Source organism: Rhizobium sp. CIAT894 (assembly GCF_000172795.2).
GTDB lineage: Bacteria > Pseudomonadota > Alphaproteobacteria > Rhizobiales > Rhizobiaceae > Rhizobium.
The window spans coordinates 1,121,844-1,147,213 of sequence record NZ_CP020947.1; the positions used below are offsets into that span (position 1 = coordinate 1,121,844).

Sequence of the window (25,370 nt, forward strand, 5' to 3'; positions counted from 1 at the left end):
CCCTCAAATTTTAGAGGTCGCTAACGAACAAACGGCCGCCCTGCTGGTTCTCCTTTCAGGAGGAAACAGTCATGAAGAGCATGAACGATCGCCAAGTTCGCATTCCCGGTCCGCGGGAGCATGATGTTGCGGAGCATTGCCGCAAGTTCGGGATCGGTCCGGCGGAGGAGAAGAAGCTGAAGAAGCTTCTCGGGTCCCGGGCGCCGCTCCATGAGATCAGGGCGAACGCTCCGCCGCGTCAGCCGCGGTGGCGTTAGCCGCTGACCATTCACGCCGCGTTACGGCGATGATTCAAAGATTGAGCGGAGGGAGCAAGGCCGCGAAGGCGAGGGACGGAAATGCCGTTGCCGGGCTTGCGAGGTAATCGATGTTTCTGCTGATACCGCTGCGACTAGCATAAAACCCCGCTCCGGCGGGGTTTTTTCGGCGGCGGGTGGCGCTCTGAATTTTTGCGGGTGTCGGGGCATACCAGTCTAACGATTGGAATATAACGGGAACAATTGGCGCTTGTTCCCCCGGCAGATGGGCCTGGGCGCCGGCTCATTTTCAGCCCCGCATCCTTGGGAACTTCCGACAAACATCGGCGTTGTGGCCGACGGACCGTGCAGCAGGCCTCGTCTCCTGTGCCGTTGCTGCTACCCCTGCAGTTGCTGTGCGGTCCACTGTCCACCTGTGCCGAGGGAAGCGTTTTGCCTGGCCGGCAATGGCCGGGAAAGCCCATGAGAGCGGGATGATTTTAAGCCGGACCCGGCCTAAAATCATCCCGCTCGGTGGAAGCGTTGGAGCATGATCTCGTCCGAACGCCGCGCACATATTTCGGGCATCGGCTCTAACGCCCCTGCCGCGACAGCATGAGAATGTAGTCGTCGGCGATATCGGCAACCATCATGGCGGCTTCCGCCGGCTGATATCCCTTGCAGACCGCGTCGCTGACGATTTTCAGGACGGCCGATTCAAGCTCTTCCCGGTAGTCGGCCAGGCTTTCGGCTTGCGGGCATTTTGCACGAAATTCCAACACGTTGTTCACGGCATACCCTCCATTTGATCTTGCTCGATCCCGATGCCTGGAAGCCGGCCTCTCCGCCCGGAGGCGGGTCAGGGGTTCCGGCGAGCTGCTTCAGGAACCAGAAATGTTGCCCTGATGATAGGATGGCACAGGGACCGGCGTATTCAAGCGCATGCTGATATTAAGGTAAGCCAGTAGGGTTAATTCCTCCGCCGATGTTGCATCGTGGCATCGCAAGCCGATGCAGGGGCTGGCAGCGGCCAAAGCGCGGCGCATCGAACGTGATCCATGCGACGCGCTTCGGCTCTTGTTTCAGGCGCTGATGCGGCGGCCGGCCTTGTCTGCTTCTTTGCGATCGGCGCCATATTTTTCGACGATCTCCTTGGCATCCTCGACCTTGGACGATGTGATGTAAAGGATGGCCGCCCTGCGAATAGGGAGCCGGTGCGGCAAGTCCGAAGGCTGCAGCTTAAACCACAGGTTTCTCGATCCGGGTCAAGCCAGGTGATCCGGCGGGGAGACCAGGCGCAGATGGGTTCGGGTCTTGCCGGGCGGATGGCGGGGCGGGCGAAGCTCGGGGAAGACAATGCTTTCGCATAGCATCGCTTCGATCAGCTTCAGGCGGTCGAGTTTGCGTCGTTGAGTGTCGTAGAGCCTGTCCAGCAGCGCGTAGGCCGGTCCGGCAGGGCTGCCTTTGAGCTCCAGTGTCCTGATCATCATTTCCTGATCGGCAATGCGGTGCGCGGCCTTCACGATGTGGCAACGGACAAGCTTCAGGTCTTTCCGGCGGTATCGTGTGGAAACCATAGGCTTTGCTCCCCTGTCGCTTCGCTGCTGAACTCTCCTGCCTGTAAAATGGGTCCCGCCACGGGGTTATCAATGGCGGCCGGCGATGACATGCGCTCGGGTGCAAAAGGGAAAAGCCCGCTTCAAGCAGGCTTTTCCCAGTACGGCGAGTTCGGGCGATGGTTGGTCAGGCCGCGGCAAACGGCACGGCGACGAAAGTTTTATTTCCGTCGCGTTCGACGAGCAGCAGCACCGATTTGCGCCCGGATTTGCCGGCCTCGGCGATCGCCGCCTTGGCGTCGCGGGTGTTGTGAACCGGCCGGTCGTTGACCGAGACGATCACATCGCCCGGCTGGATGCCGGCGGCAGCGGCCGACTTGTCGGGATTGACGCTGGCGACCACCGCGCCGCTGACGGCGCGCGGCAGGTTGAGCTGCTGGCGCATGTCGGGCGTCAGATCGGCAAGGCCGATGCCGAGGCTCGGCTGGCCGCTGCTCTCGCCCTTGCTGTCCGGGATTTCGGCGGCGGCCTGTTTCTGGCCGTCCTCATTGCCGCCGACGATGACGTTGAGGTCGATCGTCTTGCCGTCGCGCCAGACGCTGAGCGATTTCTTCGCACCCGGCGAAAGATCGGCCACCAGCCGCGACAGGTCCTTCGGCGTCTTGACGGTCTCGCCGCCGACCGATGTGACGATATCGCCCGGTTTCACGCCGGCATGGGCGGCCGGCGTATCGGCGGTGACGGCGGCAACCAGCGCACCGCCCGGTTTATCGAGGCCGACGGCATCGGCGACATCCTTGGTCACCGGCTGGATCTGCACGCCGAGATAGCCGTGATCGATCGTACCGTCCTTCTGCAGCTTGGCGACGATCTTCCTGGCCTCGTCGGAGGGAATGGCGAAACCGACGCCGACGCTGCCGCCGTTCGGCGAATAGATCGCGGTGTTGATGCCGACGACATTGCCGCTGCGGTCGACGAGCGGCCCGCCCGAATTGCCGTGGTTGATCGGCGCGTCGATCTGGATGAAATCGTCATAGGGCCCGCTGTGCAGGTCGCGGCCGCGCGCCGAGACGATGCCCGCCGTCACCGTGGTGCCGATGCCGAAGGGGTTGCCGATCGCCAGGATCTGGTCGCCGAGCTTCAGCTTGTCGGAATCGCCCCAGGCGATGGTCTGCAGCGGTTTGCCCGCCTCTATCTTGACGACGGCGACATCGGATTTCGGATCGGTGCCGATCAGCTTGGCCGGCAGTTCGGTGCCGTCGTCGAGCGTCACCTTGATGTCGACGGCATTGTCGATGACGTGATTGTTGGTGACGACAACCCCGTCCGGGCTGATGATGAAGCCTGAGCCGAGCGCCATTGCCTGCTGCGAAGGCCGGTTTTTCGGTGCCTGGTGCGGCAGCGGGATGCCCTGATCTTCGAAGAACTGGCGGAACTGCTCGTCCATCGGCGAATCCTGCTCCCCGGCGCTGACATCGGTCGCCTTCACAGTCGTGGTGATGGTGACGACGGCAGGCTTGTCGGCGTCGACGATCGACGCGAAGGAGCCGCTTGCTGCAAGAACCCCGCCGGTATCGGCCGTCGCGGCAACGGCATTCGATGTGTTGATGGTGAACGGCAGGCATGCCGCGCCGGCAAGGATGGCGGCACCGACCAGGGCTGCGGCGCGGTGTTTGCGGAGGATCTGTGACATGGTGGTGGTCCTTGGATGGGCGCCCCCTTGCGAGAGCGTCGGCTTTGGATGGCGTCGGGCTTCCCCTGGACCTGGCGTCGGATGGCGTTTGGCGCCAATGGCTCTCATCGCAGCGCAGTCGTTGGGGGGCGACCGGGCGAAAAGAAGAATTCGCGCTGGTGATTCATATGATCGCGGCCGGCGGATTTACAAATTAAATATTGATCATGTTTATATTGCCGATCTGTAAGACATGACTGGAAGTTAATCTTTGGGCCGACGGCTTTTTGAATCGGCGGCCACGCTCCGGAAATTCCAGGCCGGCTTTGCTCCGCCTTGCGCCCTCCGCGGCGGTCTCATTTGAAAATAAAGGGACTTATTCCCGAAGTCGGTGATCCGGCCGCCCGGCACGCCCGTATTTCCGCCAGACGATCCGGCGGCCCTTCCTGACGGGTTACCCTCGGATTCTGTTGCTAATTTAAAACGTTAGTAGACTCTAAATTATTTCTTCTTCAGAAAGTAAAGGCCGCGAATCGAGGGTTGGTGAGTCTCGCGGGCAGCATTTGAGGGGCAATGAACAAGTCAGTGGGGCCGGGGCGCACAGCCAGGCGCGGTGCGCAGGTGAAATTGAGCGATGTGGCGAAGAAGGTGGGCGTCAGCCCCATCACCATTTCGCGCGCGCTTCGCAATCCCGGGATCGTCTCGGAAGATCTGCGCGAGGTGATCCTGCGCGTGGTCGACGAGATGGGCTATATGCCCAACCTCGCCGCCCGGGCGCTGGCCGGCCGCCACAACGGCGTCATCGGCGTCATCACGCCCGCCTTGCATCAATCCGGCTTCACCAATCTGATGGTCGGGATCGAGGATCGCTTTCGCGACACCGAATTCACCGTGCAATATTCCAACACGCTGCGTCACACGGAGGGGGAGGCGGGCCTGCTCAAATCCTTCCTGACGCAGAAGCCGGCCGGCGTCATCATCGCCGGCGCCGAATCCTATTGCGATCTTCTGCCGCTGATCGAAAGTGCTGCCTGTCCCATCGCCCATATCGCCGATCTCAGCCAGGAGCCGCAAACGCTGGTCGTCGGCCTCGATCATTATTCGGCAGGCACCGGGCCCACCCGTTTCCTGTTGTCGAGAGGCTATAGGAGGATCGCTTTCATGGGCCGCGGCGCCGATGTCCGCTCGCGCCGCCGTATCGAAGGTTACGAGGCTGTGATGCGGGAAGCCGGGTGTTTCGATCCCGATCTCATCATCGGCGGGGATGCGGCCAGCCGCACCGGCCTCGGCCGGGACCTGTTTGCCCAGCTGTTGCAGCGCGTGCCCGATGTCGATGCCGTCTTTGCCCAGAGCGACGAAATGGCGCTCGGCGTCCTCATCGAATGCAAGGAGCGCGGTATCCGCGTGCCGGAGGATCTCGGCATCTGCGGCTTCAACGATCTGGAATTCTCGGCCTTTACCGAGCCGTCGCTGACGACGGTGCACATCCCGCGCTACGAGATCGGCTGCCGCGTCGCCGACATGCTGCTGCGCGCCGTCCGCGACGAACCGCCTGATGAGGACAAGGCCGACCTGGGCTTTACCATTATTCCGCGGGGCTCGACGCGATAATCTACCGTCGAAAGCTGCCGCGCGGATCGGAAGCGCTGGCGATCAAGGTATCAGCAGGATACTGCCCGACGCGCGGCCGGATTCCATCTCTTCATGCGCCTTTGCAACGTCGGCCAAACGGTATTCGGCACCGATGCGCGAGACGATCCCCGTTTCCATCGCCCGGATCGCAGCGACAGCAGCCTCGCGATACTGTCCGACGTCAGCGCACCAGGCCATGATGCTCGGATGGCAGAGCGCTTTGCCCGGGCGAAGTTCCTCGACAGGCACGGGTGGAATGGCGCCGGCGGCCTGACCGATGGTGACAGCCATGCCGAATGGGCGGACAGAGCGTATGCTCTTGAGAAGCGTCGCGCCGCCTATCCCGTCATAGGCGACGTCGACGCCGAGCCCGTTCGTCAACCGCTTCACTTCCGCAACGATATCGGCGCCGCGTCCGACGATCAGATGATCGGCTCCACAAGATGCGGCGAGAGCTGCTTTTTCGGAGGAGCCGACCGTTCCGATCACCGTGGCTTCGAGCGATTTGGCCCAGCGAACCAGGATGCTGCCGAGCCCGCCCGCGGCCGCATGGATCAGAACGTGGTTTCCTGCACGCACATTATAGGTCTTCTTCAACAGCATGTAGGCGGTCATGCCTTTGAGCAGCGAACTCGCTGCCGTTTTTGCCGAAATGGCATCGGGTAGCTTGATCACCCTTTCAGCGGCGATGTTCCGTGTCGTGCGATAGGCACCAACCGGAGGTCCGGCATAGGCGACGCGATCACCTCTCTCGAACATGGAGACGCCGGGGCCGACATCCTCGACGATGCCCGCCGCCTCGGCGCCGATCACCGAGGGATAGGACGGCATCGGGTAGAGACCTTTTCGGTGATAAACATCGAGGAAGTTCGTTCCGATCGCCTCATGACGGATCCGGATCTCGCCATGGCCGGGATCCTCACACTGGTGCTGCTCGACATGGAACTGGGTGATGTCACCGGGGGCATTCAGCCATATGATCTGGTCGGTCATCGCTCGTGTTCTCCTTGGTTGGGACAAACTAGGCGATGGCCTAATGGGTGAAAATTCCCTATTGATGCACAATGATTGGGAAAGATTTCACAAAGCTCGACTGGGACGACCTTCGGCATTTCCTGGCGCTGGCGCAATCGGGAACGTTGCTGAGTGCAGCAAAGCAGCTCGGCGTCGAACATGCGACCGTCAGTCGGCGTGTTTCGTCGCTTGAAGCCGGTCTCGGACGTAAACTCGTGGATCGCCGCGGGCGCCGCATCATCTTGACTTCGGACGGAGAGCAGGTTGCCAGGCACGCGGCTCTCGTCGCCGTCCAGGCGGCCGCCATCGAGCAGCTTGGTCGCAGCAGCGCCACGGAATTGCGCGGCCATGTCAGAATCAGCGCGCCTCCCGCACTCTCAAGCGTGCTGCTCGCAAAACCGATCGCGGCCGTCAGGCGAGACCATCCCGGCGTTGAGATCACGCTTGTCGGAGAAAAGCGGCTCGCCTCCCTGAACAGGCGCGAGGCGGATGTCGCCGTGCGAATGTCGCGTCCGGAGGAGGGAGATTATGCTATCGCCAAGCTCGGCGAGACGAGCTTTCATCTCTACGCATCGAAGGCCTATCTCGAAACGGTTCCACCATCGGACTGGACCTTCATCGGTTACGACGAAACCATGAACGCCTCGCCGCAACAATTGCGGCTGGCCGAATTGGCCGCCGGCCGGCCGATCGCCGTGAGGTCGTCCGTTCTGGAGTTTCAGGCCGCAACGGCAAGCCTTGGTGCAGGGGTCGTCATGCTCCCCGATTTCGCCGTCGCGGAGTCCAGCGGTCTCCAGCGCATTGAAACCGATCAGCCGTTGACGAGAGAGGTCTGGCTGGTTGTCCATGCTGATATCAAAGACGTGCCATCCGTCCGCGTCGTCGTCGATGCGCTGAAAAACGCTCTGGGCAGGTAGAGCATGTCGCGCAAAAGTGTGCGGCGGTTTTGCGGCAACGACATGCGGAAAACAAAGACCTAAAGCGCGAGGAGCGAATCCGAAAGATCGCGACGCGCTTTAGTTCCGGCCTCCGCGCAACCGCCTCACTTTTCGCAAAGCCGCCGGCCGCCGGAATAGGGTTGATAGGTACAGTCGGATGGGCGGAAGGATCGGTAACTGCGCGAGCAGGCGGTGATGTTGCAGGACTGCGGCGCGCCTTGACCATCGACGGCTTCTTCGTTCGATCGCACTCCGCTCAGCGTCGGCTCGACGGTCGCCTCGCTGACGAAGTCCCGCCAGATATGGGCTGGCAGGGCGCCCCCCGTCACCCCCTTCATCGGCGCGTCATCGTCATTGCCAACCCAGACACCCACCACGAGGGCGTCCGTGAAGCCGACGAACCAGGCATCCCGATTGTTCTGGCTGGTGCCGGTCTTGCCGGCCGCAAAGGTGCCGGGATCTGCTCCCCGTCCAGTGCCGCGCTCGACCACCAGTTGCAGCAGCCCGAGGAGATCGGACTGGTAGGGCGAGAGATCGACACTCGGCTTCGATTGTGCGCCAACGCGAAAGGTCTTGGGCTGCCCTGCCGCTTGGAAATCGATGATGCCCCAGGGCCTGACAGGTGCCCTGCCGAGCTGGACGGACGCATAGGCGCTGGTGAGATTAAGCAGATTGACTTCGGAGGTACCGAGCGCCAAAGACGGCGTGTTGGCCAGTGGCGCATCGATGCCGAGTTCGCGCGCTGCGGCAATCACATTGTCCAGGCCGACCTCTTGGGCAAGCGTTACTGACGCGGCATTGAGCGATCGCGCGAACGCCTCGGCAAGCGTGACCCAACCGTGATAATTGCCGCCGGAATTTTCCGGCGACCAGCCATCGATGTCGATTGGCGCGTCCAGCACCTGGTCGGACAAGGTGAGCCCAGCTTTCAATGCCGCGAAGTAGACAAACAGCTTGAAGGTGGAGCCCGGCTGGCGCATCGCAGTGACGGCGCGGTTGAACTGGCTCGCCTTGTAGTCGCGCCCGCCAACCATCGCAACGACCGCGCCGTCCGGCGTCATCGCAACCAGCGCGGCCTGCGATGCTCCCACTGTTTTTCCTTCACCATCTAAGGACCTTGTCACGATCCTTTCGGCGATCTGCTGCAATTGCGGCACCAGCGTGGTGCGCACCGTCGTCGAGCCTGGCGAGGAGCCGGCGATTTCGCTCGCCTGCGGCGAAATCCAGTCTGCAAACCAGCTTCCGGAGCGCGGCGTGGGCGTCGTTGGGTGCAGCCTGGCAAAGCTCGTCTTGGCCTCCGCCGCCTGTGGCGCGGTGATTTTGCCATTGGCCGTCATCGCGTCGAGAACGACCATGGTGCGCTGCCGGGCGCCTTCGAAATTGTCGATCGGGTTCCATTGGCTCGGCGCCCGCAGCAGCCCCGCCAGCATCGCCGACTCCGGCAGGTTGAGGGCGCCGATATCCTTGTTGAAATAGATGCGCGCGGCGGCAGGCATGCCGGTTGCGCCCGCGCCAAGATAGACGCTGTTGAGATAGCGCGTCAGGATTTCATGCTTGCCGAGCTTCCACTCCAGCCAGACGGCGATGACAAGCTCCTGAATCTTCCGTTTTATCGTTCGATCGCTGTCGAGATATTGCAGCTTGATGAGCTGCTGCGTGATGGTGCTGCCGCCCTCGACCACCGAGCCGGCCTCCAGGTTCCGCAGAAACGCCCTGCCGATGCCCCTCGGATCGACGCCGAAATGGTCCATGAACCGGCGGTCCTCGATCGAAAGCACGGCGTCGATCAGATGGGGTGGAAACTGGTCGTATCGCGCATATGGTCCTTGATAAGGCCCCTGTCTGACCAATGGCGCGCCGTCGGCGGTTTCCAGCACCACGACCGGCTTCAGTGTTCCATCCCGGATTTCGCTCCAGGGCACATCCTTCAGTGCCCATACCAGCACGCTGGTGACGAGGAGGCAGACAAGCAACGCCGTCCCTATGGCGAATTTCCGCCAGCCCGCCAGAAGCGGCCGGCGCCGCCGGCGACTTTCACCAGGATTGCCACGCCGATCGCGAATTCCGCGTCCGGCTCTGGCCAGAGCAGTGGTCATCCACCGAATTGGCGCCGATGTGGTTACCAGCCGCATCGACCTCCTCAGCTTCCGCCTTAGAACCGAAGCGGCTGTCCTGGTCTTCGCCAACGCCGAACTTGCCTGCAAATCGTGACGCAGCGCACGGAACAGACTGCTCGCGGCCCGTCTGGTTTGGCCGAAGGATCCCTGGGGCGGTTGCGGGTCGTCGACTTGGGTGATGTCTTGCGAATCCGAGGCTGCGGCTTGCGGCGCCGAATCGACTGTCTGATTGCGACCCGAGCTCGAGCTGCCAACGCTTTCACCTGAGGATTCGGCACTTGAGGATTCGGGCGAATTGGGCATCGTTTACCGCTAAAAAGCCAACGCAGCATGACCTTTATAGCCGGGTGATGCCGAGTGTTCTACCGCAAAAGGCCAAACGTTTCCCGTTTCCCGTCTGGCCGCCGGAAGCAGACACGAAGCTCATTTCACAACGTCCAAGTCCTGGAGGCCAGTCCTGCTGGCCCCCAGATCTTATCAGATATCGCTGGCAGCGCTCGACCAGAGGTCGGCGGCTTCGGCTGCCGTCATGCGCCGTACCTCGGCCTCGTGGCTGCGGCTGGCGAAGAGTTCGCTGGCCATGATCTGTTCGGCAAGATCGGCCGGCAGCGAGAGAATGACGCGGCCTTCGCCATTGTGCAGGCCGCCAAGTTCGGTGCGCTTGCCGGTCACCATGCCGCCGGCGACCGTGTTGTTGGTCTCCGGATCGATCAGGATGAAGGAGCCGGACTGCCGGTTCTGCTCATACGGGTCGAAGATCGCCGCTTCGTCGAAGGAAAGGCGCACTTTGCCGATTGCGTTCATGTAGAGCCGCTGGGCGGCGTTCCATGTGCCGGTCTTGAGTTCCAGCTGGCTGAGCGGCTGCACCTGGACGCGCTGGCGGCGCGAACCGCTTTTCAGCCAGTAGCGTTTGCCGGGCTCGATGCCTTCGGGCTGGAGTGCGACGATCTGTGCGTCGAAGGCAAGGCCGACCTGCGGCTGGGCGTCGATCGAGACGATCATGTCGCCGCGCGCCACATCGACCTGGCGGTCGAGCACCAGCGTGATCGCATCACCGGCAACGGCGGCATTGCGCACCAGATCGAAGGTGACGATCTTGGAGACATTGGCGACCATGCCGGACGGCAGGATCATGACGCTGTCGCCCGGCTTGACCGAGCCGCCGGCAACCGTGCCCTGATAACCGCGGAAGCTTTCGCCCGGGCGCGAGACACGCTGCACCGAAAGGCGGAAGCCGACCGTCTGCGACGAGCGCACGGTCGCAAGCTCCAGCGTCTCGACCAGCGTCGGGCCGGTGTACCAGGGCATGGCGGCCTGGCCGGAATAGACGACGTTTTCGCCCTTCAGCGCCGACATCGGAATGGCGGTGATCTGCTTGACGCCGAGCGACAGGGCAAATTCCCGGAATTCATGGCTGATCTTGTCGAAGCCGGCGCGATCATAGCCCGTCAGGTCGATCTTGTTGACGGCGAGCACGAACTGCTTGATGCCGAGCAGCGAAGCGATCGTCGCGTGGCGGCGCGTCTGCTCCAGAATGCCGAAGCGCGCATCGACGAGCAGGATGGCGAGATCGGCGGTCGAGGCGCCGGTCGCCATGTTGCGGGTATATTGCTCGTGGCCGGGCGTGTCGGCGACGATGAAGGAGCGCTTGTCGGTCGAGAAATAGCGATAGGCGACATCGATGGTGATGCCCTGTTCGCGCTCGGCCTGCAGGCCGTCGAGCAGCAGGGCGAAGTCGGGCAGGCCGAGATCGTTCTGCTTGCCGGTGGAATCGCGCTGCAGCGTGGCGGCCTGGTCTTCCTTGACCGCCTTGGTGTCCCAGAGCAGGCGGCCGATCAGGGTCGACTTGCCGTCATCGACGCTGCCGCAGGTAATCAGGCGCAACGGGCGCGAGTCGCGCAGAGCTTTCTGCGGCTCGGCCGCAGGCAGGCTGACGGCGGTGGCGGCCGAGACGGCGGTGTTGGCTGCGGTCATCTCAGAAATATCCTTCACGCTTCTTCTTTTCCATGGAGCCGGACTGGTCGCGGTCGATGGCGCGGCCCTGGCGTTCGGACACCGTTGCAATTTCGAGTTCGGCGATCACCTCTTCGAGGGTGGTCGCCTGGGAGCGGATGGCGCCGGTCAGCGGGAAATCGCCGAGCGTGCGGAAGCGGATCATGCCTTCCTGGCGCACTTCGCCGGGCAGCAGTTCCAGGCGCGGATCCTCGGCCAGGATCATCATGCCGTCGCGCTCCACGAACGGCCGCTTCCTGGCGTAGTAGAGCGGCACCAGCGGAATGTCCTCGGCCTGGATGTAGCGCCAGATATCCACTTCCGTCCAGTTCGACAGCGGGAAGGCGCGCACGCTCTCGCCCTTGCGGATCATGCCGTTATAGACGTTCCAGAGTTCCGGCCGCTGGTTGCGCGGATCCCAGCGATGGTCGGGGGTACGGAAGGAATAGATGCGCTCCTTGGCGCGGCTTGCCTCCTCGTCGCGGCGCGCGCCGCCGAAAGCGGCGTCGAACTGGCCGGCATCGAGCGCCTGGCGCAGGCTTTCGGTCTTCATGATGTCGGTGAAGGCGGCCGAACCATGGGTGAAGGGCGTGATGTTTTCGGCCGCGCCGCGCGGATTGATGTGCTCGATCAGGTCGAGATCGTACTTCTTCGCGGTTTCGTCGCGGAAGGCGATCATCTCGCGGAATTTCCAGCCGGTATTCACATGCAGCAGCGGGAAGGGCACGCGGCCGGGATAGAAGGCCTTGCGCGCCAGGTGCAGCAGCACCGAGGAATCCTTGCCGATCGAATAGAGCATGACGGGACGCTCGAATTCGGCCGCGACCTCGCGGAAGATATGGATGGATTCGTTTTCCAGCGCCTTCAGATGCGGGTCGAGCGGCGCCTTGGTGCTCTGGGGATTGCTGAGTTCCGTATCCGGACGGCTATCGGGCATGTCTTACTCCAGGCTGTCTGTCGTTTGCGGCGGCCCGCAAACAATTCCTTGATGTTGGCTTTCCCAAGGCAGCGGCGGTCGCCGCGCCTTGAATTGGGATAGCCGTGAAGTTGATTATACCGCGGCGATCGCCGCAGCTTCTTCGGCGACATGCAGGCCGCATTCGCGCGTCTCGTCCTGCTCCCACCACCAGCGGCCGGCGCGTTCCGGCTCGCCGGGCTTGATCGCCCGGGTGCAGGGCTCGCAGCCGATCGAGGGATAGCCGCGGGCATGCAGCGGGTTGACCGGCACGCCGTTTGCGGCAACGAAGGCCTTGATCGCCTCGAGATCCCAATCGGCGAGCGGATTGACCTTCAACAGGTGCCGTTCGGCATCATATTCGGCAAAGGGCGTTTCAGCGCGGTTGGCGGATTGGCCGCGGCGCAGGCCGGTGATCCAGATGGTGGCACCTTCGAGCGCGCGCGCAAGCGGCTTCAGCTTGCGCACGCCGCAACAGGCATGCCGGGCCTCGACGCTCTCGTAGAAACCGTTGAGGCCGTATTGCGCCGCATAGGCGTCGATATCGGCCTTTTCAGGCTCATAGCGCTGGATCTTGATGTCGTACTGGCTTTCCGTCTCTTCGATCAGCGCCAGCGTCTCGGCAAACAGCCGGCCGGTCTGCAGCGTTGCGACATCGATCGGCAGGCGGTGGGTGCCGATCTCGGCTGATATCACCTGGTCCTCGATGCCGAGCGAAGTGGTGAACACCACACGGCCGCCGAGGCTCGAGACCAGCGACAGACGCCCGGCCAGGTCGAGACCCGCCAGCCTGTCATTCACAGCCTCGGCTTCGGCAATCGAATTGATAACAGTCATAGATTCCTGTCCTTTGTTGACCGGAGTATCGCAGTTCAATCCAGGATCGGACAGAAAAAGGGATTTCGAAAGCTGCGGCCGGAGGAGCAAATATCTCTCCTAAGCTGCCGCAATGCAAAAAAAACAGCCGCCCGAGGATAAAAATCCCCGCGAACAGCTTGTATGTCTATAAAAATAGTAGAGTTACACGTAGCCTGTCAATCCGAAATCTGAAGTGATGCCGAAAAAGGTGCGAAACGGACCGTTTTGGCGTAGATTGCAGAACGTTGGCCGAGGGTGAAAAACAAGGCCAAAATGCTTGTTCCTCAAGGCCTTCCCCGGCGCGTTCAAATTCCGTTCATGCTGGTTGTGCCATAGAGGCGAAAGTACTTCCGTAGCGGTGCGGAGAATCGCGCCGCCTGTGTGTGTCGATGGTCTGAGATGATTACGCAAAAGGCGAAATATGCGCTGCGGGCGCTGACGGCTCTGGCCGATGCCGATGCCGACGAACCGGTGATGATTTCCGATATCGCGGCACAGCAGAAGATCCCGAAGAAGTTCCTCGAACAGATCCTGCTCGACCTGAAACATCACGGCATCGTCGTCAGCCGCCGCGGCAAGCAGGGCGGTTATCTCCTGCTCAAACCTGCCCACACCATCACCTTCGGCGAGATCCTGCGCATCGTCGACGGCCCGATCGCGCCGCTGCCCTGCCTGTCGATCACCGCCTACCGCCGGTGCGACGATTGCGACGGCGAACAGAACTGCCAGATCCGCCACGTCTTCGCCAAGGTGGCCGACGCCACCCGCAAGGTGCTGTTCTCCACGACCATCGCCGACGCCGCCCAGCCCGCCCACAGCGCCGAAGTCACCCGGCTGCTCGCCTGATCGGCAGCTTTCCCAGATCATCCCGCTCCCGCCCGCCGCGCCCTGATCGCCGCGGCGATGAACACGCGTGAGAGGCCGTGGTAGAGCGGCTCGCGCGACAGGAGCCGCGAGGTGATGTAGCCGATCATCGACACCGCCATGATCGGGATGACGGCCTGGTGATCGCCGGTCATTTCCAGAATGATGACGAAGGCCGTCATCGGCGCCTGCACCACGCCGGAGAAATAGCCGGCCATGCCGAGGATCGCCGCAAGCGCAATGCCGCTGCCCATCAGCTGGCCGACGGTGCTGCCGAAGCCGGCGCCGACGGCAAGCGAAGGCGCGAAGATGCCGCCCGGAATGCCTGAAATCATCGACAGGAAGCCGGCAACCAGCTTTTCCAGGAAGAAGATCAGGGGCAGGGGGTTGCCTTCGACGGCCCCTTTCGCCTGGTCGTAACCGGTGCCGAAGGTCGTGCCGCCCGAGAGCATGCCGATGACGGCGACGGCAAGGCCGCAGACGGCCGCCAGCAGCACCATCCGCCGCAGCGGCTGCGGCTGCGCGAAACGGCGGATATGCTGGCCGGCATGGAGCGCAAGGCCGCTGAACGCAGCGCCAAGGGCGCCGCCGCCGATGCCGCAGACGAGCACCAGTTCCCAGTCGCGCAGCGAAGCCGGCGCAACGGATGTCGAGCCGAAATAATTATAACTGCCGGCAAGCCCGAGCGCGGCAAGGCCCGACAGGATGACGGCGGTCAGGACAAGGCCGTTGGCGCGCGATTCGTAGGTCCGGCTCATTTCCTCGATGGCAAAGACGATGCCGGCAAGCGGCGTGTTGAAGGCGGCTGCAATGCCGGCGGCCGAGCCGGCGAGGATCAGGCCGCGGGCCTGCGCCATGCCGCCGAAGCGGGCGACGGCCAGCATGATCGATGCGCCCACCTGCACGGTCGGCCCTTCGCGGCCGATCGATGCGCCGCTGAGGAGGCCGAGCACCGTCAGCACGATCTTGCCGAAGACGAGCCGCAGCGACAGCAGGCGGGTGCGGTCTTCCGCATCGCGCAGATGCCGCGCGGCGATCGCCTGGGGAATGCCGCTGCCCTGCGCATTCGGGAAAAACCGCGCCGCAAGATAGGCCGACAGCATGAAGCCGAGAGGCGTGATGACGAGCGGCAGCAGGAAGCCCCATTCGCCCGATGCGGTCAGGCCGGCAAAGGCGCGCTGGGCGAGATCGGCAAGCCTGGCAAAGCCGACGCTGATGATGCCGATCGCAAAGGCGCCGCACCAAAAGATCAGCCGCGGACGCCAGAGCGCGAGAGAACCCCAGAGAACACGGGATCGGCGAAGAAGTCGGGACTTGCGGTACAACACTGGCAGGCCGGAGCGGATATTGACTGTGCCTCTTCCTAACCCCGTTTGCGGGGAGAGGACCACCTCTTTCTTCAAGATTTGGTGAAATGGCTTTTCACGCCGCCGCAATGCGCCGCCTGCCTGCCCATTCGGGTAGGGAGAAGATCCATGTTTGCACTTTCGATAAAGCATGTGCTGGCTGCCGTCGGTCTGTCGGCTGCCTTTGCGACGAGCGCTGCTGCCCACCACGGCTGGTCCTGGGTCGAGGCGGGTCAGATCGAGCTTCGCGGTACCATCGAGACAATATCATGGGGCGGACCGCATCCGACGCGTGATGTCGCGACCGCCGATGACGGCGTCTGGTAAGTCGAACTCGGCAAGATTTTCTCAGTCGCTGCCGCGCATGAATTGTGCCGGTGCAGGGAGTTGAATAAAACACGTTGATCCGCCATATTGCATTGCAAATGCAACGCATGAGGCAGGCTATGAAAACTGCATCGCTCCCATCCCTTCGCGTGGATCCTGAATTGCGTGCTGCCGCCGAAAGCGTTCTGAAAGAAGGTGAGAGCTTATCGTCGCTGATGGAAGACTCTCTTCGCCGCCAGATCGATTATAGAAAGACGCAGGCGGAGTTCATCGCGCGGGGTCTGGCTGGTCTGGCGGAAGCGGAACGGACTGGTGTCTATTACACGACGGATGACGTTCAGAAGTTGATGCGCAACAAGCTTGAAAAGGCTAAAGACCGCAAAGCAGCGCAACAGCAATGACTTTCGAACTGAGATACACCCAGACCTTTTATGAAGATCTGGATCGGCTCTCAGACTTTCTTATCGAACGCAATCCGGATTTGGCGGAACGCGGCATCGGCGCCATTCAGAAAGCGCTGATGATACTTGAGGATTTTCCTCTTATGGCCAGACGGGCATCTGAGGATGATCCCTTGTTGCGCGAACTCGTCGTACCCTTCGGCTCGGCCGGATACGTCATCCTATTCAAAGTGACGGGCGAAACGACCGTAACCGTCCTCGCCATCCGTCACCAGCGAGAAGAAGATTATCACTGACTATCGATCGCTGACCGCCGCCCTCGGATTGATCCAGGGCTCCTGGTTCGAGCGCGCGAGCGGCTGCTTGCCGAGAATGTGGTCGGCGGCCTTCTCGCCGGTCATGATCGAGGGGCCGTTCAGATTGCCGTAGGTGACGTGCGGGAAGATCGAGCTGTCGGCGACGCGCAAGGCCTCGACGCCGATCACCCGGGTCTGCGGATCGACCACCGCCATCGGATCATCCTTGGCGCCCATCTTGCAGGTGCCGCAGGGGTGATAGGCGCTTTCCAGATGTTCGCGCAGGAAGGCGTCGATCTGCTCGTCGCTCTGTACACCTTCGCCCGGTTGGATCTCCGGGCCGCGATAGGCGTCGAAGGCCGTCTGCCCGAAGATCTCGCGGGTCAGCCGCACGCAATGGCGGAATTTCTCCCAGTCTTCCGGGTGGCTCATATAGTTGAAACGCAGCACCGGCTCGGCCTTGGGGTCGGGTGAGCGCAGCGTCACGTTGCCGCGCGATTTCGACAGGTTGTAGCCGACATGCACCTGGAAACCGTGGCTTTTGGCCGCCGCCTTGCCGTCATAGCTGATCGCAACGGGGAGGAAATGATACTGGATGTCGGGCTGCTTCAGCCCCGGCGCGGAGCGCAGGAAGGCGCAGGCCTCGAATTGGTTGGAGGCGCCGAGCCCGCCCTTCGACAGCAGCCATTGCGCCCCCGCCACGCCCTGCCAGAACCAGGGCAGCCAGGAATAGAGCGACACCGGCTTGGTACTGACCTGCTGGAAGTAGAATTCCATATGGTCCTGCAGGTTGGCGCCGACGCCCGGCCGGTCGGCCTTCACATCGATGCCCATATCGTTGAGATGCTGACCCGGGCCGATGCCCGACAGCATCAAGAGCTTCGGCGAATTGAAGGAGGAGGCCGAGACGATCACCTCGCGGTTGGCCTTGACCACCTCCGTCCTGCCGCCGCGTTCGATTTCGACACCGGTCGCCCGGCCGTTCTCGATCACGATCTTGCGCGCCAGGCCGTACACGATTTCGACATTCTGCCGCTTCAGGGCCGGCTTCAGATAGGCGTTGGCGGCAGACCAGCGGCGGCCGGCAAAGATGGTCTGCTCCATCAGCCCGAAGCCTTCCTGCTTGCGGCCGTTATAATCCTCCGTCGTCTCGAAACCCGCCTGTTTGCCGGCCTCGACGAAGGCGCGAAACAGTGGATTGGTGAAGCCGCCGCGCTGGACATGCAGCGGCCCGTTGGTGCCGCGCCAGCCTTCCTCGCCGCCATGCGAATGTTCCATCCGCTTGAAATAGGGAAGCACGTCGGCATAGGCCCAGCCGCTGGCGCCAAGCTCCTCCCAGCGGTTGAAATCTTCGGCGTGGCCGCGCACATAGACCATGCCGTTGATTGAGGAGGAGCCGCCGATCACCTTGCCGCGCGGCGCAGTGATGCGCCGGTTGTTGAGGTTGGGTTCCGGCTCGGAGAGATAACCCCAGTTATAGCGCTTCATGCTCATCGGCCAGGCAAGAGCCGCCGGCATCTGGATGAACGGCCCGAAATCGCTGCCGCCCGCCTCGATGACGAGAACGGAATTCTTGCCGTCTTCGGAGAGGCGATAGGCAAGCGCCGAGCCGGCGGAACCGGAGCCGATGATGACGAAATCTGCTTGCATAGTCTTGTCTTTCTCGATTTGCCCTTCGTCCGGCTGCTTGTTCGCCGGGCCTGCCCCTCATCCGGCTGCCGCCACCTTCTCCCCGCTCGCGGGGAGAAGGGATATGCCGCACCGTTTCGGCATTCTTGACCGCCCCGTTTGCCACGTCCCCTCTCCCCGCGTGCGGGGAGAGGGTTAGGGTGAGGGGCAGCGTCTTGCGCCGTTCAATACGGCGCCTGTACCGGCCCCATGCCGACGTAAACCGTCTTCAGCTCGGAATAATGCTCCAGCGCCGCCAGCGAATTCTCGCGGCCGAAGCCCGATTGTTTCGAGCCGCCGAAGGGGATTTCCACCGGGCAGAGATTATAGGTGTTGATCCAGAGCGTGCCCGCCTCCAGCCGGTCGACGACGCGATGGGCGCGGGTGAGGTCGGCGGTGAAGACGCCGCCGGAGAGGCCGAATTCGCTGGCATTGGCGCGTGTGATGACCTCGTCCTCATCGTCGAAATCGAGCACCGACATGACGGGCCCGAAGATCTCCTCGCGGGCGATGGTCATGTCGTCGGTGACGTCGGCAAACACGGTCGGCTGCACGTAATAGCCTTCGCCCGAGACGTTGTTGGGAATTCCGCCGCCGGCAACCAGCGTTGCGCCCTCGGCCTTGCCCTTCTCGATATAGGCAATCACCTTCTCGCGCTGCGCCCAGGAGACCATCGGCCCGATCTGCGTCGCCTCATCCATCGGATCGCCGATCAGCATCGCTTCGGTGCGCGCCTTCAGCCGCTTGAGGAACTCGGCCTTGATGCCCTTCTGCACGAAGACGCGGGTGCCGTTCGAGCAGACCTGGCCGGTCGAATAGAAGTTGCCGAGCATGGCGCCGCCGACCGCCGAATCGAGATCGGCGTCGTCGAAGACGATGAGCGGCGACTTGCCGCCGAGTTCCATCGTCACATGCTTGAGGTTGCCGGCGGCCGCCGCCGCGACCCTGCGGCCGGTCGGCACCGAGCCGGTCAGCGACACTTTGGCGACATCGGGGTGGTTGACGAGCAGCGGCCCGGTGTCGCGGTCGCCCTGGATGACGTTGAAGAGCCCCTTCGGCAGCCCCGCCTCATGCAGGATCTCGGCGATCTTCAGGGCGCCGAGCGGGGTGTTTTCCGAGGGCTTGAACACCATGGCATTGCCTGAGATCAGCGCCGGCGCACTTTTCCAGCAGGCGATCTGCTGCGGATAGTTCCAGGCGCCGATGCCGACGCAGACGCCGAGCGGCACCCGCTTGGTATAGGCGAAATCCTGGCCGAGCGGGATATGCGAACCGTTGAGCCCGGCGGGTGCGACGCCGCCGAAGAATTCAAAGGCGTCGGCGCCCGAGGTCGGGTCGGCGACGATCGTCTCCTGGATCGGCTTGCCGGTATCGAGCGTTTCCAGTTCGGAGAGCGCCCGGTTTCTCTCGCGCATGATCTCGGCGGCGCGCTTGAGGATGCGCCCGCGCGCCATCGGGCTCATCGCCGCCCATTCCGGCTGGGCGCGTTTGGCCGCCGCAATCGCCTTTTCGACGATCGCAGGCGTTGCCGCATGCAGGCGGGCGATCACCTCGCCGGTCGCCGGATAGAGGCTCTCGATGACGGTGCCGTCTGTGTCCTCGACATATTCGCCGTCGATGAAGTGCGAGGCTTTCGGCTGGGCTTTCATGTCATTTGTCCTTGGGGGAGGTGGTGGATAGAAGCGCGTTCACATAATCCTCCGTCAGCGCGATCGAGGCTTCGATGCCGATCGGCGCGGATTTCAGACTTTGCCTGATATAGAGCCCGTCGATCATCGCCGCTGCGCCTTCGGCGATGCGTTCTGCGGCGTCGACGGGCAGCAGCGCCTTGAGATCGGCAAGCAGATTGGAGCGCAGCCGTCTGGCATAGATCACCAGGAAACGCCGCGTCTCTTCCGAGCGCTGCGCTTCGGCATAAAAGGCAAGCCAGGCGGCAATCGTGTCGGGCGCGAACTGGTCGGCGTGGAAGCTGACGCGGATGACGGCCGAAAGCCGCGCCCGCGGCGTCTTGGCTGCCTTCAGCGCCGCCACCGTATCGCGGCGCAGCTGCCTCAGAAGCGAGCGGATGGTCTCGATCAGCAATTGCTCCTTGCTGCCGAAATAATGGTGCGCAAGCGCCGCCGACACGCCGGCCTGGCGGGCGATGTCGGACATGGTGACGGCAAGCGAGCCGTGATCGCCGATCACTCGCAGCGCTGCATCGACCAGCGCCTTGCGGCGCACCGGTTCCATCCCGACCTTCGGCAACGGACAATTCTCCCTGAAATTCATAGGCAGAGTATTTTTGATTGATTGATCAATCAACAAAAATCTTTCTCGATTTGACCGAGATCAGATCTTTCCCTGAAAAATTGCTGCAACATATTCCAAAATTCAGGAGGTGCGCCATGGCCGATGTCTTCAACGCAGTGCCCACATCCTCGCTGCAGTCGAAATGGATCTGGTTCGTCGGTCTCGGCGTGTTGCTGCTCGTCTGCGGCCTGATCGCGCTCGGCAATCTGATGCTCGCCACCGTCGTCTCGGTCTATTACGTCGGCATGCTCATGCTGTTCGGCGGCGTGACCTATCTCGTCCATGCCTTCCAGGTCCGCGGCTGGGATCACGTGCTCTTCTGGATGCTGAGCGGCTTGCTCTACGTGCTCGCCGGCATCTGCGCCTTCATCAACCCGATCCTGACGTCGGCGGCGCTGACGCTGTTTCTTTCGCTCGCGCTTGTCATCGCCGGCGTTTTCCGCACCTGGGTCGGCATGCGCATGAAACCGACCAGGCGCTGGCGCTTTATCGTCGCAAGCGGCGTCATCACCGCGCTTGCCGGTTTCGTCATCGCTCTCGGCTGGCCGGTCAACAGCCTGTGGATCCTCGGCCTGTTCCTGGCCGCCGACCTCACCATCCAGGGCTGGACGATGATCGCCTTCGGCCTCGGCATCCGCCATGGACCTGCCGAAAGTGGTGCGCCTGCGCCGCTGTCCGATCGTTCTTTTTGACAAGGGGGTGAGAGGGGATTAAACTTTAGGGGTATATGCGATCGCCGCAAATGGTCATGCGTCCCCCAAAGGCAGGGTTCTGCCTGAATAAAAAAGGGAGGAAGTTCATGCCGATGGTCACCGTTTCCATCTCTCCGCAACAGGCAGCGGGCATCCGTGCCGCCGTCGACAATGGCGGTTATGCCTCCAGCAGCGAGGTCGTCCGCGAGGCCCTGCGCCTCTGGGATACCGCCCGCAAGCTCAACGAATTCAAGGCCGATGTCCTCGACGAGATTTCTCCGTCCGGCGGCAGATGCGTCGGCGACATGTTCGCCGATCACGAGGCGGCGCGCCGTCGTTCCGCCTGAACAGCAAGCACATGATTGCATTGGGGGATTCGAATAAACGCGGAACGCGTAGCGTTCCCTTGCGTCTTTCACAAAAGTTTCACATTGGCGAAAGGGTTCATTGATCCTTCTGCGGCAAGTTCCTGACGAAAAAGAACAGGTCACAGTGGAGATCGGCCCGCAATGAAGACGGGAACGTCCTTGTCCGCCGCCTTCGAGCCCGGCGTGCTACGCCGCTATGCCAGCGATCAGATCGTCACCCTGGCCAAGCTCGTGGTCGAAAACGCCTTCCAGCCGATCGTCGAGGCCGGGACCGGCACGGTGTTCGGTTATGAATCGCTGATGCGCGGCCAGGAACGCATCGGCTACGACACGCCGGTCGAAATCCTCGACGAGGCCCATCAGGCCGGCCAGTTGCTGCAGTTCGAACAGATGCTGGCGAGCCGGGCGCTCGCCAAATTCGCGACGCTGTCGAATTTCTCCACGGCGACGCTGTTCCTCAATCTCGATGTCCGGCTGATCCCGCATGGCGAGCGCCTGGTCGAGAACCTGCTGCAGCACCTGCGCAAGGCCAGCATCCCGCCGTCTTCCGTCTGTTTCGAATTCTCCGAGCGTTTCGACAATACCAGCGTGCCGGAATTTTCCGACCTGGTTTCGAAGCTGCGCAAGGCCGGCTTCAAGCTGGCGATCGACGATTTCGGCGTCGGCCACGGCGAGATGAAGCTGCTTTGCGATCATCCCGTCGATTATCTCAAGATCGACCGGCATTTCGTCGCCGAGATCGACCGCAGCCCGCGCAAGCGCCATCTCTTGAAGAGCATCGTCAATATCGCCCATGTTCTCGGCACCCGCGTCATCGCCGAAGGCATCGAGACCGAGGCCGAGTTCATCGCCTGCCGCGAATATGGCGTCGACCTCGTCCAGGGCTGGTTCATCTCCCGCCCGACGACACATATGTCGGAACTGGCGCCGTCCTTCCCGCATCTGCAGGAACTCGGAAAGACCAAGCGGGGCAGCCAGTCGCTCGATGAGATCCTCATCCGCAGGCAGATCGAGCTGCTGCCGGCGGTTTACGAGAACGACAGCATCGACAGCGTCTTCGAACTCTTCCGCCGCAATCCGCGCCAGGCCTTCTTTCCCGTCCTCAACGCCAATGACGAGCCGCGCGGCATCATCCACGAGCATCATCTCAAGGAATATATCTACCAGCCCTTCGGCCGCGATCTCCTGAAGAACAAGATGTATGAGCGCTCCATCTCGCATTTCGTCGAAATGGCGCCGATCGTCGGCCTCGACAGCGATGCCGAGCAGCTGATGGCGATCTTTGCCAATATGGAAGGCAGCAACTGCCTGATCCTGACCGATAATATGCGTTATGCCGGCGTCGTCTCCGCCGCCTCGCTGATCAAGGTGATCAACGAGAAGCAGCTGAAGACCGCCCAGGACCAGAACCCGCTGACCGGCCTGCCGGGCAATCGCGCCATTCGCGATTTCATGCGTCAGTCCGGCCGCGACGGCGATGAGGTCCGCCATTTCTGCTATTGCGACTTCGACAATTTCAAGCCGTTCAACGATGCCTATGGCTTCCATCTCGGCGACCACGCGATCTCGCTGTTTGCCGCGCTGATGCGCCGCTATTTCTTCGCCGAGCGGCATTTCCTCGGCCATGTCGGCGGCGACGATTTCTTCATCGGCGTCGTCGGCTGGACGCAGGAGGAGCTGACCGAGATTCTCGACCGGCTGATCGGCGATTTCCACGACGACGTGCTCGATCTCTATTCCGACGAGCACCGCGCCGCCGGCCGTATCCTCGGTCACGACCGCGCCGGCGCGGAAGCCCTGTTTCCGCTGATGCGCTGCTCGATCGGCGTGATCGAACTGCCGGAAGGCCTTGTCATCGACGATATCAACCGCGTCAGCGCCGAGATCGCCGTCATCAAATCGGCCGCCAAGGAGAGCGACGAAGGCCTCGCCTTCCATCTCCTGGAGCGCCACGCGTCTTGACGCAAAGGAGGCGGCAGGCGAGGCGAATTGACGCCCTTGCCACATCAAGCCTTCCCAAGCCTCCGGGGCTGATCTATTCCGGTTGCCTCAGATCAGGGAGGGTCGCGCCATGTCACTGCCTCAGCAAATGCGTTTCGTCGATCTCAAGTCCTTCGGCGGGCCGGAGGTGATGGTGATCGCCAAGCGGCCGCTGCCCGTGCCGGGTCAAGGCGAGGTCCTGGTGCGCGCCGAGGCCGTCGGCGTCAACCGCCCCGATGTCGCCCAGCGCCAAGGCAGCTATCCCGCGCCCAAGGATGCAAGCCCGATCCTCGGCCTCGAACTTGCCGGCGAAATCGTCGCGATCGGCCCCAGCGTCAGCGGCTATCGCATCGGCGACAAGGTCTGCGGGCTGGCCAATGGCGGCGCCTATGCCGAATATTGCCTGCTGCCGGCAGGTCAGATCCTGCCCTTTCCAAAGGGCTATGACGCGGTGAAAGCGGCCGCTTTGCCGGAGACCTTCTTCACCGTCTGGGCCAATCTCTTCCAGATGGCCGGGCTGACGGAAGGCGAGACGGTGCTGATCCATGGCGGCTCCAGCGGCATCGGCACCACGGCGATCCAGCTTGCCCGCGCCTTCGGCGCCGAGGTCTATGTGACGGCCGGCTCAAGCGAGAAATGCGAGGCTTGCGAGAAGCTCGGCGCCATGCGCGCGATCAACTATCGGACCGAGGATTTCGCGGCGGTGATCAAGGCGGAGACCGGCGACGGCGTCGATATCATCCTCGACATGATCGGCGCCTCTTATTTCGAGCGCAACCTCGCCGCGCTGGCAAAAGACGGCTGCCTGTCGATCATCGCCTTCCTCGGCGGCGCTATCGCCGAAAAGCTCAACCTTGCGCCGATCATGGTCAAGCGCCTGACGGTCACTGGCTCCACCATGCGTCCGCGCACGGCGGAGGAAAAACGCGCCATCCGCGACGATCTGCTCTCGCAGGTCTGGCCGCTCCTGGAAGCGGGCTCTGTCGTCCCGGTCATCCACAAGGTCTTCGCCTTCGAAGAGGTCGCCGAAGCCCACCGGCTGATGGAAGACGGCAGCCATATCGGCAAGATCATGCTTTCCCTCTGAGGTCAGCTTCGGACCAGCATTCATGCGCAAAGTGAAGTTGATCCTGGCTGCTTGCGAGTCTCCGGGTTCGTTGAACAGTCGTCTGATCGAAACTCGGCCCCGAAACTGCGCATCTTGATGTGGTGTTGCTTGCGCATTGTACGGTCCCTACGAGGAATGCAATGGCTCTATTCCACGCTTGCCCCATCTGCCGCAACAGAATTCCGCATTTCGTACCGCTTCCGCGCTACTACATCGACAAGGCGGTCGAGCACGGCTTTCCCTATGGCGTCGATGAATTCGAGACAATCAATCATCAGGCTTATAGCTGCCCCAATTGTCATTCGACCGATCGCGACAGGCTCTACGCGCTGTTCCTGACGCCGGTGTTCCAGCGCCTTGATCAGGCGCAGCCCGTCCGCTTCCTGGACATTGCGCCGGGACGCGCCTTGACCTTCTGGCTCAAGACTCACCCGCATGTCTTCTACCGCAGCTGTGACATGTATTTGCCCGAGGCGGACGACAAGGCTGATATCCACAACCTGCCTTATGCTGACGAGAGCTTCGATTTCGTGCTTTGCTCCCACGTGCTCGAACACGTCGAGGATCCGGTGCGGGCAACCGCCGAAATCCGGCGTGTTCTCAAGCAGGACAGCGTCGCCATCCTGATGGCGCCGATCTGCCTGTCGATCGAGGACACCCATGAAGATCCCAAAGTGACGACGCCGGAAGGCCGCTGGGCGCATTTCGGCCAGGATGACCATGTGCGTCTCTTCTCAAAGTCCGGGTTCATCGATGTGATCCGGCGCGCCGGTCTGGCTGTCCAGCAAATTCCTGTCACCGAATTCCTGACGCCCGACGTCTGCGATACCTATGGCATCGGCCGCAGCTCCGTCCTCTATCTCGGCGTGAAGCAGCAGGCCGTCCGGCAGCAGCCGGAACCGGAGCGCAACGTCGCTTGAGAGTACGGCTATAGGCTCTGCGTTAAGGTGTAAAAGGCGCCCCGAACCGAGGCGCCTTTTTTAGTTTCGGCTGCCTCTCAGCGTCATCGCCGCCGCAATCGCGATAACGCCCGGCAGCGCCATCAGCAGATAGAGCCA

24 protein-coding genes and 1 pseudogene are annotated in these 25,370 nt (G+C 62.4%); 12 read left to right on the forward strand and 13 right to left on the reverse strand.

Going from position 1 to position 25,370, the window contains the following annotated elements; genetic code table 11:
• Positions 1–71 precede the first annotated feature (71 nt).
• The gene (locus RHEC894_RS05530) at positions 72–257 is read left to right on the forward strand and encodes a hypothetical protein (RefSeq protein ID WP_010066856.1); all 186 of its coding nucleotides are present in this window, start codon (positions 72–74) and stop codon (positions 255–257) included.
• Positions 258–829: 572 nt separating this feature from the next.
• Here the strand turns inward: RHEC894_RS05530 and RHEC894_RS05535 are convergent.
• The 4 genes from RHEC894_RS05535 to RHEC894_RS05545 all read right to left on the reverse strand — a co-directional run bounded on the left by RHEC894_RS05535 (position 830) and on the right by RHEC894_RS05545 (position 3,485).
• Positions 830–1,027, reverse strand: coding sequence for a hypothetical protein (locus RHEC894_RS05535; protein WP_085736556.1), 198 nt, complete (start codon positions 1,025–1,027; stop codon positions 830–832).
• A 291-nt stretch (positions 1,028–1,318) separates the two neighbouring features.
• Complete coding sequence (locus RHEC894_RS33310) at positions 1,319–1,459, reverse strand: hypothetical protein (RefSeq protein WP_010067426.1); 141 nt, start codon at positions 1,457–1,459, stop codon at positions 1,319–1,321.
• Between the two features lie 42 nt (positions 1,460–1,501).
• Positions 1,502–1,813 (reverse strand): hypothetical protein, encoded by a 312-nt coding sequence (locus RHEC894_RS05540; RefSeq protein ID WP_010067425.1) that lies wholly within the window; start codon positions 1,811–1,813, stop codon positions 1,502–1,504.
• A gap of 166 nt (positions 1,814–1,979) precedes the next feature.
• Positions 1,980–3,485: a DegQ family serine endoprotease gene (locus RHEC894_RS05545; protein WP_085736557.1), complete on the reverse strand. Its 1,506-nt coding sequence runs from the start codon at positions 3,483–3,485 to the stop codon at positions 1,980–1,982.
• A 552-nt stretch (positions 3,486–4,037) separates the two neighbouring features.
• Here RHEC894_RS05545 and RHEC894_RS05550 point away from each other — a divergent pair.
• On the forward strand, positions 4,038–5,075 hold the full coding sequence (locus RHEC894_RS05550) for a LacI family DNA-binding transcriptional regulator (RefSeq protein WP_085736558.1): 1,038 nt from the start codon (positions 4,038–4,040) through the stop codon (positions 5,073–5,075).
• A 42-nt stretch (positions 5,076–5,117) separates the two neighbouring features.
• Here the strand turns inward: RHEC894_RS05550 and RHEC894_RS05555 are convergent, their stop codons facing one another.
• Positions 5,118–6,089: a quinone oxidoreductase gene (locus RHEC894_RS05555; protein WP_010068579.1), complete on the reverse strand. Its 972-nt coding sequence runs from the start codon at positions 6,087–6,089 to the stop codon at positions 5,118–5,120.
• A gap of 71 nt (positions 6,090–6,160) precedes the next feature.
• On the opposite strand from RHEC894_RS05555, the gene RHEC894_RS05560 reads away from it, so the two are divergent.
• On the forward strand, positions 6,161–7,027 hold the full coding sequence (locus RHEC894_RS05560) for a LysR family transcriptional regulator (RefSeq protein ID WP_085736559.1): 867 nt from the start codon (positions 6,161–6,163) through the stop codon (positions 7,025–7,027).
• A 125-nt stretch (positions 7,028–7,152) separates the two neighbouring features.
• Here the strand turns inward: RHEC894_RS05560 and RHEC894_RS05565 are convergent, their stop codons facing one another.
• The 4 genes from RHEC894_RS05565 to RHEC894_RS05580 form a co-directional block, all read right to left on the reverse strand.
• Positions 7,153–9,468 (reverse strand): PBP1A family penicillin-binding protein, encoded by a 2,316-nt coding sequence (locus RHEC894_RS05565; RefSeq protein WP_085736560.1) that lies wholly within the window; start codon positions 9,466–9,468, stop codon positions 7,153–7,155.
• A 174-nt stretch (positions 9,469–9,642) separates the two neighbouring features.
• On the reverse strand, positions 9,643–11,139 hold the full coding sequence (cysN, locus tag RHEC894_RS05570; RefSeq protein WP_085736561.1) for a sulfate adenylyltransferase subunit CysN: 1,497 nt from the start codon (positions 11,137–11,139) through the stop codon (positions 9,643–9,645).
• Between the two features lies 1 nt (position 11,140).
• Positions 11,141–12,094: a sulfate adenylyltransferase subunit CysD gene (gene cysD, locus RHEC894_RS05575; RefSeq protein WP_085736562.1), complete on the reverse strand. Its 954-nt coding sequence runs from the start codon at positions 12,092–12,094 to the stop codon at positions 11,141–11,143.
• 114 nt (positions 12,095–12,208) lie between these two features.
• On the reverse strand, positions 12,209–12,949 hold the full coding sequence (locus RHEC894_RS05580; RefSeq protein WP_085738864.1) for a phosphoadenylyl-sulfate reductase: 741 nt from the start codon (positions 12,947–12,949) through the stop codon (positions 12,209–12,211).
• Between the two features lie 420 nt (positions 12,950–13,369).
• Between RHEC894_RS05580 and RHEC894_RS05585 the strand changes: the two genes are divergently transcribed.
• Complete coding sequence (locus tag RHEC894_RS05585) at positions 13,370–13,816, forward strand: Rrf2 family transcriptional regulator (RefSeq protein ID WP_010069502.1); 447 nt, start codon at positions 13,370–13,372, stop codon at positions 13,814–13,816.
• 17 nt (positions 13,817–13,833) lie between these two features.
• On the opposite strand, the gene RHEC894_RS05590 is transcribed toward RHEC894_RS05585, so the two are convergent.
• Positions 13,834–15,168 carry a chloride channel protein gene (locus RHEC894_RS05590; protein ID WP_085738865.1) on the reverse strand — a complete coding sequence of 445 codons (1,335 nt, stop codon included), beginning with the start codon at positions 15,166–15,168 and terminating at the stop codon, positions 13,834–13,836.
• A 141-nt stretch (positions 15,169–15,309) separates the two neighbouring features.
• Between RHEC894_RS05590 and RHEC894_RS05595 the strand changes: the two are divergent.
• From RHEC894_RS05595 to RHEC894_RS05605, 3 genes and pseudogenes are all read left to right on the forward strand, one after another.
• Positions 15,310–15,504 (forward strand): annotated as a pseudogene (locus tag RHEC894_RS05595) (hypothetical protein); the annotation flags it as partial.
• A gap of 122 nt (positions 15,505–15,626) precedes the next feature.
• Positions 15,627–15,908 (forward strand): YlcI/YnfO family protein, encoded by a 282-nt coding sequence (locus tag RHEC894_RS05600; protein ID WP_085738866.1) that lies wholly within the window; start codon positions 15,627–15,629, stop codon positions 15,906–15,908.
• Positions 15,905–16,204, forward strand: coding sequence for a type II toxin-antitoxin system RelE/ParE family toxin (locus RHEC894_RS05605; protein ID WP_010069506.1), 300 nt, complete (start codon positions 15,905–15,907; stop codon positions 16,202–16,204). The genes RHEC894_RS05600 and RHEC894_RS05605 overlap by 4 nt, the downstream gene beginning before the upstream one ends.
• On the opposite strand, the gene betA is transcribed toward RHEC894_RS05605, so the two are convergent.
• From betA to betI, 3 genes are all read right to left on the reverse strand, one after another.
• A complete protein-coding gene (betA, locus tag RHEC894_RS05610; protein ID WP_085736563.1) occupies positions 16,205–17,854 on the reverse strand; it encodes a choline dehydrogenase in 1,650 nt (549 codons plus the stop codon).
• Positions 17,855–18,057: 203 nt separating this feature from the next.
• On the reverse strand, positions 18,058–19,521 hold the full coding sequence (gene betB, locus RHEC894_RS05615) for a betaine-aldehyde dehydrogenase (protein WP_085736564.1): 1,464 nt from the start codon (positions 19,519–19,521) through the stop codon (positions 18,058–18,060).
• A gap of 1 nt (position 19,522) precedes the next feature.
• Positions 19,523–20,119, reverse strand: coding sequence for a transcriptional regulator BetI (betI, locus tag RHEC894_RS05620; RefSeq protein WP_010067468.1), 597 nt, complete (start codon positions 20,117–20,119; stop codon positions 19,523–19,525).
• Between the two features lie 140 nt (positions 20,120–20,259).
• Here betI and RHEC894_RS05625 point away from each other — a divergent pair, with 140 nt between their 5' ends.
• The 5 genes from RHEC894_RS05625 to RHEC894_RS05645 all read left to right on the forward strand — a co-directional run bounded on the left by RHEC894_RS05625 (position 20,260) and on the right by RHEC894_RS05645 (position 25,232).
• Positions 20,260–20,856 carry an HdeD family acid-resistance protein gene (locus tag RHEC894_RS05625; RefSeq protein ID WP_085736566.1) on the forward strand — a complete coding sequence of 199 codons (597 nt, stop codon included), beginning with the start codon at positions 20,260–20,262 and terminating at the stop codon, positions 20,854–20,856.
• A gap of 107 nt (positions 20,857–20,963) precedes the next feature.
• Positions 20,964–21,203 carry a type II toxin-antitoxin system ParD family antitoxin gene (locus RHEC894_RS05630; RefSeq protein WP_085736567.1) on the forward strand — a complete coding sequence of 80 codons (240 nt, stop codon included), beginning with the start codon at positions 20,964–20,966 and terminating at the stop codon, positions 21,201–21,203.
• Positions 21,204–21,365: 162 nt separating this feature from the next.
• Positions 21,366–23,186, forward strand: coding sequence for an EAL domain-containing protein (locus RHEC894_RS05635; protein ID WP_085736568.1), 1,821 nt, complete (start codon positions 21,366–21,368; stop codon positions 23,184–23,186).
• 109 nt (positions 23,187–23,295) lie between these two features.
• Positions 23,296–24,291 carry an NAD(P)H-quinone oxidoreductase gene (locus RHEC894_RS05640; protein WP_085736569.1) on the forward strand — a complete coding sequence of 332 codons (996 nt, stop codon included), beginning with the start codon at positions 23,296–23,298 and terminating at the stop codon, positions 24,289–24,291.
• 161 nt (positions 24,292–24,452) lie between these two features.
• Positions 24,453–25,232, forward strand: coding sequence for a class I SAM-dependent methyltransferase (locus RHEC894_RS05645; protein ID WP_010068030.1), 780 nt, complete (start codon positions 24,453–24,455; stop codon positions 25,230–25,232).
• Positions 25,233–25,370 lie beyond the last annotated feature (138 nt).